This window comes from Rhodococcus sp. PSi06 (genome assembly GCF_054960675.1).
Map to the genome: position 1 here is coordinate 1 of NZ_JBHNYO010000014.1, position 13,317 is coordinate 13,317.

General features: G+C 64.3%; 10 protein-coding genes. 2 read left to right on the forward strand and 8 right to left on the reverse strand.

Features of this window, described 5'->3' with window-relative positions; genetic code table 11:
- Both ACFI9K_RS18055 and ACFI9K_RS18060 read right to left on the reverse strand, forming a co-directional pair.
- Positions 1 to 1,091: MFS transporter (locus ACFI9K_RS18055; protein ID WP_462664775.1), on the reverse strand; the 1,091-nt coding region annotated here is incomplete at its 3' end.
- Positions 1,088 to 2,542 carry a condensation domain-containing protein gene (locus tag ACFI9K_RS18060; RefSeq protein WP_462664776.1) on the reverse strand — a complete coding sequence of 485 codons (1,455 nt, stop codon included), beginning with the start codon at positions 2,540 to 2,542 and terminating at the stop codon, positions 1,088 to 1,090. The genes ACFI9K_RS18060 and ACFI9K_RS18055, both read right to left, overlap by 4 nt.
- 262 nt (positions 2,543 to 2,804) lie before the next feature.
- Between ACFI9K_RS18060 and ACFI9K_RS18065 the strand changes: the two genes are divergently transcribed.
- Positions 2,805 to 3,824 carry an alpha/beta hydrolase gene (locus tag ACFI9K_RS18065; RefSeq protein ID WP_462664777.1) on the forward strand — a complete coding sequence of 340 codons (1,020 nt, stop codon included), beginning with the start codon at positions 2,805 to 2,807 and terminating at the stop codon, positions 3,822 to 3,824.
- 36 nt (positions 3,825 to 3,860) lie between these two features.
- Positions 3,861 to 4,823, forward strand: coding sequence for a glucosyl-3-phosphoglycerate synthase (locus tag ACFI9K_RS18070; RefSeq protein WP_462664778.1), 963 nt, complete (start codon positions 3,861 to 3,863; stop codon positions 4,821 to 4,823).
- Between the two features lie 169 nt (positions 4,824 to 4,992).
- Here ACFI9K_RS18070 and ACFI9K_RS18075 read toward each other — a convergent pair whose 3' ends face one another.
- The 6 genes from ACFI9K_RS18075 to ACFI9K_RS18100 all read right to left on the reverse strand — a co-directional run bounded on the left by ACFI9K_RS18075 (position 4,993) and on the right by ACFI9K_RS18100 (position 13,280).
- Positions 4,993 to 6,582 (reverse strand): 4-coumarate--CoA ligase family protein, encoded by a 1,590-nt coding sequence (locus ACFI9K_RS18075; RefSeq protein WP_462664779.1) that lies wholly within the window; start codon positions 6,580 to 6,582, stop codon positions 4,993 to 4,995.
- 101 nt (positions 6,583 to 6,683) lie between these two features.
- Positions 6,684 to 7,952: an ABC transporter permease gene (locus ACFI9K_RS18080; protein ID WP_462664780.1), complete on the reverse strand. Its 1,269-nt coding sequence runs from the start codon at positions 7,950 to 7,952 to the stop codon at positions 6,684 to 6,686.
- Positions 7,949 to 9,136: an ABC transporter permease gene (locus ACFI9K_RS18085; RefSeq protein WP_462664781.1), complete on the reverse strand. Its 1,188-nt coding sequence runs from the start codon at positions 9,134 to 9,136 to the stop codon at positions 7,949 to 7,951. The genes ACFI9K_RS18080 and ACFI9K_RS18085 overlap by 4 nt, the downstream gene beginning before the upstream one ends.
- Before the next feature lie 25 nt (positions 9,137 to 9,161).
- On the reverse strand, positions 9,162 to 10,664 hold the full coding sequence (locus ACFI9K_RS18090) for an ABC transporter ATP-binding protein (RefSeq protein ID WP_462664782.1): 1,503 nt from the start codon (positions 10,662 to 10,664) through the stop codon (positions 9,162 to 9,164).
- Between the two features lie 18 nt (positions 10,665 to 10,682).
- On the reverse strand, positions 10,683 to 11,774 hold the full coding sequence (locus tag ACFI9K_RS18095; RefSeq protein ID WP_462664783.1) for a BMP family lipoprotein: 1,092 nt from the start codon (positions 11,772 to 11,774) through the stop codon (positions 10,683 to 10,685).
- Between the two features lie 75 nt (positions 11,775 to 11,849).
- Complete coding sequence (locus ACFI9K_RS18100; RefSeq protein ID WP_462664784.1) at positions 11,850 to 13,280, reverse strand: nucleobase:cation symporter-2 family protein; 1,431 nt, start codon at positions 13,278 to 13,280, stop codon at positions 11,850 to 11,852.
- Positions 13,281 to 13,317 lie beyond the last annotated feature (37 nt).

Below are 13,317 nucleotides of genomic sequence, written 5' to 3' on the forward strand. Positions count from 1 at the left end.
CGGGGGCGGCCGGGGCCCGCCCCCCCCCCCCCCCCCCCCCCCCCCACGAAGAGGGACGCCCCCATCGTCGCGGCACCCACCGCCACCACGCGAGAGTCCCAGCGGCGGAACATGATCGGCGCGGCCACGGACGTGGCAACAGCTCCGAGCGCGAAGGGGATGGTGATGACTCCCACTGTCGACGCGCTGTCACCCAGCCCCGTTTGCAGCGTCACCGACATCGTCAGCACGAATCCGGTGAAGGTTCCGTACACCAGCGCCGAGACGACGCAGCCGTAGGTGAACCCCGGCTCGGAGAACACGCGAGTATCGACCATCACGTGTGCACCTGCTGCGGTCCTGCGCCTCTCCCACCGCGCGAACACGGCCAGTAACACCAGGCCGACGCCGAGAGCGGGCAACGCAGACAGCAGACTCGAACTCGTCATGATGGGGTACACGATCAGCACTGCGCCGATGGACCAGAGTGCGACCCCGATCGGATCGAACAGGCCGCCGGACAGTGCGCGCCCCGAACCATCGCTGACGTACCGCCGGGCGAGAACTATCGCAAGTGCTCCGATCGGTACGTTGATCAGAAATATTGCCCGCCAACCTGTTCCGAGGACGTCGAGGTGAAGCAGAACTGCCCCGACGGACGGACCGGCCAGACCGGCCAGCCCTGCTGTCCCGCCGTACAGCGCGAACGCCGTGGTCCGCCGCGACCCCGAGTAGGTATCGGTCACGATGGCCACGGTCTGGGCCGACATCGCAGCGCCCGCAATCCCCTGCAGAACCCGAGCGAGGATCAGCACCTCGATGGTGGGCGCATACGCGCACATGACCGATGTCGCGGCGAACGACGCAGTGCCGACGACGAACGTGTTTCTGCGCCCGAAGACCTCACCCGTACGCGCCATCGTCAGGAGCGCGCACGCGAACGACAGGAGATAAGCCGCGGGTACCCAGACCTGCTGCGCACCTGTCCCGTCGAGGTCCTCGGCGATCGTGGGCAGCGCAACGGTGACGGCGGTGACGTCGAGCATCTGCATCGTGACTGCCGACAAACAGGCGCAGAGCGTCAACCACGAGCCGCTGCGTCGATGCGTCATACCCTGCTGACGTCCGGAAGCTCGTCAGCGAAGGCGTGAACCTCACGCGGCTGTGGTGTGTAGTCGCCCGATTCGACCACCGCGGCGAAGATTTCGAAGATCTTGGCGAAGTAGAGATCGATCGAACGGTCGGCCTCGTCCGTTCCCGGGTACAGGAATTCCACTCCGGTGTGATCCTCGAAGCGGTTGATCCACATGAAGACCTCTTCGGAGCTTCCGCGGTTCCCGTACAGCCCGGCCCCGGCGGCGTCGAGCTCGGCTTCACCGGGCAGCTTGCGGACGTCGACGTACGAGATCATCGGGGCAGTCCAACCCGGTTGAGTAGTGATGCCGTGCTCCGGACCGACCAGCTCGAGTACTCGGTGGTACGAGGTGTTGGCCAACAGCTTCCCGGCATCGAATGCGTGCTGTGCACGCACTGCCAACTCGAGGAAGGTCGGCTGCGTGCCCACCTCGAACTGCACGGGAACGAGGCTGGAAAACCAACCGACCGAGGCGAATTCGCCCGGCAACGATCGGGTGCTCTTGGGCGTCAGGCCCAGGTAGCTGCTGCGGCCGGCCAGTTCGTATTCGGCCAAGGCTGCCGCGGCGAAGATGCCTCCGATGAATTTGGCTCCCACTCCGGCACATGCGTCGTCGACGGCCCGCGCCTTTGCGCCGTCGAACAGCGGGAACGAATTGTGCGACGTCCTGGTGTAGTCGACACTGTTGCGTCCCAACGGAAGTGGGAATGTCGGCAGATCACCGCCGTTGTCCGTCACCAATTCGATCCAGGTCTGGACCGCAGGAGACTCCAGAGTGGTGGTGTCGCTCTCGAGACGCTCACGCCGGCAGTATTCGATGTAGCTGCCCGGGGTGAACAGGCCGTCGGAATTCCCCGTCAATGCGTTGCGGTAGAGCTGTCCCAGCTCGTAGTACGTCAGCGCCTGCGAGATACCGTCGGTGTCGAGGTGATCGACCGCCGCGTACACCACGAAGTGGTCGTCGTGCTCGATTGTCCCGAAGGAGAAGCAGTCCCAGCTCTCGGGTCCCGGCGTGGTGTCCTGGACGTGCTTGCGGATGTCGGCCGAATCCGAGGGGACACCGTAGGAAGTCGGCTCGAGCACGATGTCGTCGACGTCGACCACATGGCGCACCGATTCGACCGAGTTGGTCTCGAACCAGCTCGAGAACGAATCATGGCGCTTGACGAACGTGTTGAACGCCTCGCCCATGGCCGCGCTGTCCAATTTTCCTTGGATGCGGAAGGTGACGAGGCACAGCCTCGAGAAGCGGAAGGACGATCCTCGGTTGCGGTACGCGGCCTCGAGGTACGCCTGCTGGATGTGCGAGGGACGTGCCGGATGGACGGGTGCTGCTGCGGCGGCGCTGCGTGAAGCGTCGGTGGGCGACCACGTGGTGAGAGGTCCTGGAGCAGGCTTCCACTCGTCTATGAGTCCGAATGCAACCACGACACAACCTTTCGAGAGGGAGAGATAACGACGCAACACAGGGAGGTGCGTCGGAGGGGCCAGTGCATCATTCGGACGAGACGGAAAACACCCTGCAGACCGGCATTTTGGAAAATCGACAAATATGCGCGGGATATCTGTGTCAGAACTGAAGGATCGTCAAGATTGTGGTGACGGCCAGTGAATGGCTCTAACGTCGGACCCTCATCGCGCTGACCGGTACTCAGGCTCCGCGCTGCCCCCACAATGTCAGGAACGGTAGATGATCGACCGATACCGCCTGCGTGATGCGACCGTTTCGGCCCTCAGTGTGCTCGCGACCGTCGTTGTTCTCACGTCGGGCACAGCGTCAGTGGCAAGTGCCGAGCCGGCATCGTCGGTCGTGGGAGTCGAGAGCGTCGGAGATCGCCGCGACGTCGTTCAGGTGCATTCAGCAGCCATGGACCGCGATATCGTCGTCGACATCTTTCGGGCGGGGGCACCCGATGCGCCCACTCTCTACCTGCTGAACGGGGCGGCCGGTGGAGACGGCGGCAGCAGCTGGTTCGATCAGACCGATATCCCCGGTTACTTCGGCGACAAGAACGTCAACGTGGTGGTGCCGCGGGGTGGTGCCGCGAGCTACTACACCGACTGGTTGCACGACGACCCGGTGCTGGGACGAAACATGTGGTCCACCTTCCTCGGCCGCGAACTGCCCCCGTTGATGGACAACCTGCTCGGCGGGAACGGGATCAACTCGGTCGCCGGCATCTCGATGGCGGGCACGTCCGTTCTACAGCTGGCCATCGCCCATCCGGGCGTCTATCGATCCGTGGCCTCGTACAGCGGATGTGCGCGAACCAGCGACCCGGTGGGCTCGATGTACGTGCGGTCCGTGGTCGAAGCTCGTGGCGGCGGGTCCACCGCGAACATGTGGGGCCCTCCCGGCAGTCCCGACTGGATTGCCAACGACCCCTACGTCAATGCGGAGGGCCTGCGCGGTGTCGCCGTCTACATCTCGAGCGGAACGGGAGCGCCCGGCTCGTTCGACGTGCCCGGGGCACCGGGTATCGGTAGCGACTACGGCAAGCTCGCCCAGCAGCTCGCCGTCGGCGCGGTCATCGAGGCCACCACCGATTCCTGCTCGCACCAGATGCAGCAGCGCCTGGAAAAGTTGAACATCCCGGCCACCTACCACTTCCGGCCCAACGGAACTCATTCGTGGGCCTACTGGCAACAAGACCTGCACGACTCGTGGTCGGTGATAGCGCCGTCGTTGGGACTTCCGACGGGCACCTGACGACCCATGATTTTCAGCGATGACGAAGGAATTTCGATGAGCCGAACCGACGCCATGGGCACTCCTGCTCTTACCGCCACCTGGGCACGCTCGCCGTGGCCGCTCGCCGATATCATCGCGGCCAAACGCGGTCGGACGATCTCGGTGGTGCTCCCCGCTCTCGACGAAGAGGACACCGTCGCCGGAGTGATCGCCTCCGTGATGCCACACCTGGGAAGTCTCGTCGACGAAGTGGTCGTGCTGGATTCGGGATCGACCGACCGCACGGCGGCTCGGGCGCATGCTGCCGGGGCGACGGTCGTGGCCAGGGAAGAGGCCCTTCCTGGCATACCCGTCGTACGCGGCAAAGGCGAGGTCCTGTGGCGTGGTGTGGCCGCGACCTCGGGCGACATCGTGGTGTTCGTCGACTCCGATCTGGTCGATCCGGGTTCACACTTCGTGCCGTCGCTCGTGGGTCCGCTGCTCATGCACGACGTCGAACTGGTCAAGGGCTTCTATCGTCGGCCCCTGACGATCGGCGACAGCACGGACGAAGACGGAGGCGGCCGCGTCACGCAGCTGACGGTTCGGCCTCTGCTGACGGCACTTCGTCCCGATCTGGCCGGCGTCTTCCAGCCGCTGGGCGGCGAGTACGCCGCCACTCGGCAACTGCTCGAAACTCTGCCCTTCGCCCCTGGCTACGGTGTCGAGATCGGGCTACTGCTCGATACGTACCACCGATCGGGTGCGGATGCGATCGGCCAGGTCGGACTCGGTACCCGGCGGCATCGAAACCGGCCGACCTCGGAGTTGGCGGTCATGAGTCGCCAGATCATCGCGACGATGTTCTCGCGATTGGGACTGAGCGATTCCGGTGCCGGTTTCACCACGTTCGCCTCCGACGGCGACCGGCTGTCGTCGAGCGTCGCGCCGTTGTCCCTCGTCGACCGCCCGCCCTTGATCACCCTGGACGAATACAACCGTCTCACCCGCTGCCCGGCGATGAGCGCACCCGCCTGACCCGGCAGGGCACACCTCACACCCTTTTTGCCGACCGAGCGCCGAGGTTCAGGTGATAGCAGGGACGCGCGGTCGCGAAAAAGGGTGTGAGGTCCCGCAAAACCCTGCGCCACAACGACAAACACCCCGCCCCACACAGTGTGGGACGGGGTGTTGTGGTTGTAACGACTTATTTACCGGACTCCGCTGCCCGTAGGTCCTTGCGAAGAATCTTGCCTGCAGCGGACTTCGGAACGGTATCGATGAACTCGACACGTCGTACCTTCTTGTGCGGCGATACCCGCTCGGAGACGAAAGCGATGACGCCTTCTTCGTCGATCGTGGCACCCTGCTGGCGGACGACGAACGCCTTGGGGATTTCCTCGCCCTCGTCGTCGAGGACGCCGATGACGGCCGCGTCGGCGATTTCCTCATGGGTGAGCAACAGCGCCTCGAGCTCGGCCGGAGGAACCTGGTAGCCCTTGTACTTGATCAGTTCCTTGAGGCGGTCGACGATGTAGACGACGCCCTCGTGGTCGACGACGGCGATGTCGCCGGTGTGCAGGTACCCGTCGGAGTCGAGGGTCTCCGCGGTGGCCGAGGGATTGTTGAGGTACCCCGCCATCACGTTCGGTCCCTTGACCCACAGCTCACCGGGCTCGCTCAATCCCTCTGTGGGAAGCTCGATCTCGTTGCCGGTGCCCGGGTCGACGAGCTTGTTCTCGGTGTTGGCCAGTGGCTGACCCACCGAGCTCAGCGGCATGTCGTCGCGGTCGAAGGGGATCGCGTGACTGACCGGGCTGAGCTCGCTCATGCCGTAGCCCTGACGCACGCGCGTGTTCAAACGCTTGGCGACGGCCTTACCGAGCTCCTCGTCCAGCGGTGCCGCACCCGAGAAGATGGTGTGCACGCTGGAGAGGTCGTACTGATCGATCATCGGATGCTTGGCGAGCGCGACGGCCACCGGCGGTGCGATGAACAGGTAGGTCAGCTTCTGGTCCTGAATGATGCGCAGGAACTCGACGAGGTCGAACTTCGGCATCGTCACCAGATGCGCACGCAACTTGAGCGCGATGTTGAGCAGCACCGTCAGTCCGTAGATGTGGAAGAACGGCAGCAGCGCCAGAATCGCGTCGTCGCTGTCGATGCCCACGCGCGGTTCCATCTGGGCCACGTTCGCCACGAGGTTGCGGTGGGTGAGGATGACGCCCTTCGGCACACCCGTCGTACCGGACGAATACGGCAGCACCGCAACGTGCGTCGCCGGATCGAACGAGACCTCGGGAGCAGGTGCCCCCTGGGTCAGCAGATCGCGCAGGTTCGGGTGGCCCTCGGCACCGTCGAGCACGATGACGTGATCGGCGTCGATGCCCACCTTGTCCGCGGCGGCCTTGGCCTGCGGGTACAACGGCGAGACGGTGAACAAGAACTTCGCGCCGGAGCCGGTGAGCTGCTTGGCGATGTCCTCGGCGGTGTACAGCGCGTTGATCGTCGTGGCAGTTCCGCCCGCACGCAGAATGCCGTGCAGCACCGATGCGAATGCGGGGACGTTCGGCGAATGCAGTCCGACGACGTCGCCGACCTCGAGCCCGCGGGCGGCGAGCGCACCGGCGATCGCGTCGACCTGGCCGATCAGGGTCTTGTAGGTGGTGACGTCACCCGACGTGCCGTCGATGAGCGCAGGCTTGTCCAGATCGGACTCGGCGATGGACCCGAACAGGAAGTCGTAGACGCTCAGATTCGGGATCTCGACGTCGGGAAAGGGACTGCGGAAGCTCATGGCTCTCCTTCGAAAAGACTGCGGCAACAATGATCGAACCCTACAGTGAAAGCGGTCACATCGGACTTACGACCCTACCGATAAGTCAGGTGCCGAAAACGTCAACTTCTGGACGCGTACGGCTTGCCTGCCGCGGCCGGTCCCCGAACGTGGCCCACCAGGCCGGCGACAGCGAAGATGGTGACGACGTACGGCAGCATCAGCATGAATTCGCTGGGCACCGGTGACCCGATGATGCCCAGTACGTTCTGCAGATTCGACGCGAATCCGAACAGCAATGCGGCCAGGGTGGCCCGCACCGGATCCCATCGGCCGAAGATCACCGCGGCGAGGGCGATGTAGCCGGCACCTGCGGTCATCTCTTTGCCGAATGCTCCGACGGAACCGAGGGTGAAGTACGCACCTCCGAGCCCGGCGATGGCACCGGCGAGGCAGACGTTCCAGAATCGGGTTCGAGCCACGTTGATTCCGACGGTGTCGGCGGCCTGTGGGTGCTCGCCGACCGCGCGCAGTCGCAGACCCCATTTGGTGCGGAACAGCCCGAAGAACACCAGGGCCACAGCGATGTACATCAGGTACACGATGAGTGTCTGCCGAAAGAGCACCGGTCCGAGGATCGGAATCTGAGACAGCACCGGAATGTCGATGCGGGCGAAGCGCGGCGGCGAGTTGAGCGTTTCGGCGTTCTTGGTGAGCACCACCGAGTACAGGAAGCTGGTCAAACCGACGACGAGGACGTTGAGCACCACACCGACGATGACCTGATTGACGAAGTAGCGAATCGAGAACACTGCCAACAAGGATGCGGTCAGTGCGCCGGCGACCAGAGCGGCGAGCAACGCCACGTAGGTCGAGCCGGTGATCGACGCGACGACGGCGCTGACGAAAGCCCCGGCCAGCAACTGTCCTTCGATGGCGATGTTGATGACCCCGACGCGCTCGGAGATCACTCCGCCCATCGCACCGAAGATCAGCGGTGTGCTCAATGCGACTGCGCCGATGAGCAATCCGGGTACGGGGATGGTTTCGCCGTCCGCGGCCCACGCGAGGAATCCGAACACGAACAGCACCGCGAACACAGCGAGCAGCCACAGCGGAGTCGACCGATAACGCGACGCCAGCAGCGCCGCGTAGCCGGTGATGACGGCCAGCAGTACGACCACCACCAGGCCGGTGCCGTACGACGGTACGCCGACGGCGGGCAGTGCAAAGAAATCGTTCTCCGAGGCCAGCGCGAATGTGCTTGTGCCCGAACCTTTTCGGATCACGAAGAGCAGCAGAGCCAGCAGGGTCACGACCCCGAGGATGGTGGGCACCTTCCAGCTACGTCCGAGGACCGCCTCTGCGGGTGAATCGACGGTGGCGGTCACAGTGCACCCACCTTCGCGGTCTCGGCTTTGGCGAGTTTCTCTTCGCCTGGTTTGGGCAATCGGAACACTGCTCGCACCAACGGCGGTGCGGCGATGAACAGCACGATCACCGACTGCACGACGAGCACGATGTCGATGGGTACGCCCTCGGCCGCCTGCATGGCGAACCCACCGGCCTTGAACGCGCCGAACAGGATTCCCGCGAAGAAGACGCCCCATGGCTTGGACCGTCCGAGCAGGGCCACGGTGATGGCATCGAATCCGATGCCGGCGTCGATGTCGGCACTGAAGCCGGTGGTGACCGTACCGAGAACCTGAGCCACGCCGGCCAGGCCGACGAGCGCCCCGGACAGGATCATTGCGTAGAGGTAGATGCGGTTGACGTTCATTCCGGCGACCCGCGAGGCGTTCGGGTTCTCCCCGACGGCGCGGAATCGGAACCCGAGGCTCGATCGTTCGAGCAGCCACCACACCGCGACCGTCACGAAGATCACCAGCACGAACCCGAGATGCAGGTTGTACTTGTCGCCGAACAGTTTCGGGAACACGGCGGTCGATTCGATGGGGGCCGTCTTGGGGTTGTTCGATCCCGGTGCCTGCAGGGCACCGGGGGTACGGAGGAGGTACGAGATGAGATAGAACGCAACGTAATTGAGCATGATCGTGACGATCACCTCGTGGGCACCGGTGCGAGCCTTGAGGAACCCAGCGATGCCGCCCCACACCGCGCCGCCGACAACACCCGCGACGACGGCGACCAGCAGGTGAAGACCGGCGGGCAGGCTCACCCCGAAACCGACCCAGCCCGCGCACGCGGCGGCGATGAGCATCTGCCCCCGGCCACCGATGTTGAACATGCCGACGCGAAAGGCAAGGGCCACACCGAGTCCGGCGACGATGAGCGGTGTCGCGAAGGTCAACGTCTCGGTCAACGGCCGAATGCCGTTCTCGAACCCGGGGCGACGGAAGTTGTACACCGACCCCTGGAAGAGCGACGAATACGCCCCGGAGACCGAATCCCAGATCGCCGTCAGCATGTCCGAGGGACGGGAGAAGAAGTAGCCTGCCGAGTCCTGGACGCCGGAATTGGTGACGGCGATCAGCACCGCTCCGACGATCAAGGCAAGCAGTACTGCCAAGACCGAGATGATGGCATTCCCGGTGAAGATCTGCCGAAGCACCACGTGCGACTTCGAAGGTTGCTCCGCACTATTCACCACGCTCGCCGCCCATCATCAATCCGAGTGTTTCGCGGGACGTATCCCCGGGGACGATTCCCACGATTGCTCCTCGATACATGACGGCTATTCGGTCGGCCAGTGCGGCGACCTCGTCCAGTTCGCTCGACACCACGATGACCGGGATCCCCGAATCCCGGGTGGCGACGATGCGCTTGTGGACGAATTCGATGGACCCCACGTCGATTCCGCGAGTGGGCTGCGCTGCGACGAACAGTCGCAGATCGCGGCTCAACTCGCGGGCCAGGACCACCTTTTGCTGGTTGCCACCGGACAGACGCCCGACTGCGGTTCCGATACCCGGTGCGCGGACGTCGAATTCGGAAAGTTTTTCCGACGCGAACGCGTCCAGGTACTCCCGCTGCACGGCTCCGCGCCGCACGAACGGCTCACCGTCGGAGCGATCGAGCATCAGGTTCTCGGCGATCGAGAACTCCCCCACCAGGCCGTCGACGGTCCGGTCCTCGGGCACGAACCCGACACCTGCTTCGAGCACCTGCGCAACCGTCGAACCGACGAGGGAGCGGCCGTCGAGACTGATCTGTCCGGATACGTTGTCCTGCAAGCCGAGTAGCGCTTCGACGAACTCGGTCTGACCGTTGCCCTGCACGCCGGCGATCGCGAGGATCTCTCCGGCGGCGACTTCGAGGCTGATGTCGTCGACGGTCTTGTTGCCCTGGGCATCGAACACCGACAGATTCTCGACGACCAGTGCTGCGGCACCGGGCTCGGCCGGTTCCTTCGACACCGTCAGCTGCACATCGCGTCCCACCATCAACGCGGCGAGTTCGGTGTTACTGGCCGTCGGCTCCGCTTCACCGACGACCTTGCCGAGCCGGATGACGGTGATCTTGTCTGCTACTTCGCGCACTTCCCGGAGCTTGTGCGTGATGAACACGATGGTGGTGCCCGACGCCGCAAGTTCCCGCATGATCCGCATCAGATCGTCGGTTTCCTGCGGCGTCAGGACGGCCGTCGGCTCGTCGAACACGAGCACCTTGGCTTCGCGGGAGAGCGCCTTGACGATCTCGACCCGCTGCTGCACGCCGACAGGAAGATCGTCGACGAGAGCATCGGGGTCGAGATCGAAGCCGAACCTCGCGGAGATCTCTCGTACCAGCTTGCGCGCTGCCACGAGGTCGAGTCGTCCACCGAGCGAGGTGGTCTCGTTGCCGAGCACGATGTTCTCGGCCACGGTGAACACCGGAATCAGCATGAAGTGCTGATGCACCATGCCGATTCCTGCAGTCATGGCCTCGCCCGGTCCGGCGAACTCCTGCTCGACGTCGTCGAGCAGGATCTGACCCTCCTCGGCGCGATACAGGCCGCTGAGCACGTTCATCAACGTGGACTTGCCTGCACCGTTCTCGCCGAGGAGACAGTGGATCTCGCCGGATTCGACGCTCAGATCGATGTGGTCGTTGGCGACCAACGAGCCGAATCGTTTGGTTATACCGCGAAGTTCGAGCTTCATATCCCTTTACGACCGGGGTTACTTGGGTGCCGACGGCGATTCGACGGTGATGGACCCGTCGACGATGCCGGCCTTGATCGTGTCCAGCTCGCCCTGCAGCGCGGGGTCGACCTTGGACTCGAAGTCGTGGAAAGGTGCGATGCCGACGCCGTCGTTCTCGAGGGTGCCCACGTACGGGCTGTTGTCGAACTTGTCCGCACCGGAGTTGGCCACTACCTCGTCGACACTGGTCTTGAGGCCCTTGGTCACCGAGGTGAGCAGCAGGTCGCCGACCGACGGGTCCGACTCGAACACGTCCGCGTCGGCACCGATGAGTGCCACCGGACGCGAGGAATCCCGAATGGCCTGTGCCGCACTCTGGTAGATGGGTCCACCGACCGGGAAGATAACGTCTGCATTTTGGTCGATCAGGCCCTGGGCGGTGTTCTTGGCGACCTCGTTGGCGGTGAATCCACCGGTGAACGAGCCGTTCTGGGACGGCACGTCCCAGCCGATGACCCGGACCGCCTTGCCCTTCTGCTCGTTGAAGTAGTTCACGCCGTCGGCGAAACCGTCCATGAAGATGGTGACGGTCGGCAGTTGTGAGCCGCCGAAGGTGCCGACCACTCCGGTCTTGCTGTAGCTGGCGGCGGCGTAGCCGGCCAAGAATGCCGACTGCGACGCGTCGTAGGTCAGCGGCTTGACGTTCGGGAGGTCGATCGTGGAGTCGTCGATGATCGCGAAATCGATGTCGGAGTTGGCCTCGGCCGCGACCTTGGTGGCGTCGGCGAGGTCGAATCCGACGGTGACGATCAGATTGCAGCCCTGATCGACGAGATTGTTGATGTTGGGGGCGTAGTCGGTGGGCGACGCGGACTCGACGGTGCGCGGCTCGACGCCGAGCTCGCTTGCGGCCTCGGTCAGTCCCTCGAATCCGAGCTGGTTGAAGGATTTGTCGTCGAATCCGCCACTGTCGGAGACCATGCAGGGCAGGAAGTCACTCGAGCCGCTCCCGCCCGATCCTTCGTTCTCGGGTGCGGATCCACAGCCTGCGATGAGGGCGATGGCACCGAGCGACGCGACGCCGCCGAGTGCTGCCTTCCGCGTACTCGTGCGGGTAACGAATGACAAGATGTCCTCCAATATCGATGTGTTTCGTCTGTTTCGGGACGGTACTCGCGCGAACCTGGGTGCGCAGGATTTCACTCAGGTGTTCTCGTCGGGCACGGCCTTGCCGGGCAAGGTCCCACCGTCGCCGAGTACCCGGGCCTCGTCCTCGCGCACCATCACTGCTGGGCCCGCTGCCACCACCGATGGATTCGACGGCGTACCGGGCTTGAATACGTTGAAGAATACGTTGAGCACCACTGCCACAATGCTTGCGGCACTGATTCCGGAGTGGAACACGGTGACGAACCAGTCCGGGAATTCGTCCCAGAAATCGCTCGCAACAACGGGAATCAGGCCGAACGCCAAGGTCACCGCCACGATCACCACGTTGGAGTTGTTGTCGTAGTTCACCTTGCCGAGAGTGCGGATTCCACTGGCGGCAACCGTTCCGAACAACGCGATGCCGGCACCTCCGAGTACCGGCATCGGCACGACACCGACGACCGCCGCGAGAATCGGCGAAAGGCCCAGCAGCGCAAGCACCCCGCCGCCCAGGGCCACGACGAAGCGGCTCTTGATACCGGTCATCGCCACCAGACCCACGTTCTGCGCGAACGCCGTCGCCGGGAACGTGTTGAAGATGGGGGCGACGGCGGAGGACACCATGTCTGCGCGCAAGCCGTCGCCGACACGTCTGGAGTCGACGTCGGTTCCCACGACCTCGCCCACCGCCAGGATGTCGGCTGTGGTCTCGACCATCACCACCAGGATCACGATCGTCATCGACACGATCGCGCCGACGGCGAAGATCGGTGACCCGAAAGCGAAGGGCGTCGGCACGGCCACCACGGACGCGTCACCGACCCCGTCGAAGTCGGTCTTGCCGACGATCAGTGCAGCGATGGTGCCGACGACCAGACCGAGCAGGATGGACAGGCGCGAGAGCACCGGGATCTTGGTCATCACCAGCACCGCGAGCAGGGTGAACATCGCCAGCCCGATGTTGCCCTGGTCGAGGTAATCGGGGTTCGGCGCACCGCCCACCATCTCCTGGCCGGTGATCCAGCGCGCGGCCACCGGCATCAGCGACAGGCCGATGACGGTGATGATGCTGCCGGTCACCAGCGGCGGAAAGAAGCGAATGATTTTCGAGAAGAACGGCGCGATGGCCAAGCCGATCAGCGCGGCGACCAGTACGGCGCCGAGGACCGTGCGCAAGCCGGTTCGGCCGTCCTCCGCGCTGCCGATAATGGTCAGCACCGTCGAAACCGACGCGAACGAAATGCCCTGTACCAGCGGCAGTTGCGAGCCGAAGAACGGAACACCGATGGTCTGCAGCACCGTGGCCACGCCACTGACGAACAGTGCGCACGAGATGAGCAACGCTTGATCGGCCCCGGACAGACCCGCGGCTCCGCCCACGATGATCGGGACGGCGATGACACCGCCGAACATGGACAGGATGTGCTGCATGCCGTAACCGAACATCTGCAGCACCGGTGGGCGAGAGTCCTCGGGCCTGGTCATGACCTCAGGCTATGAACCGGACGTTACCGAGGGCAAT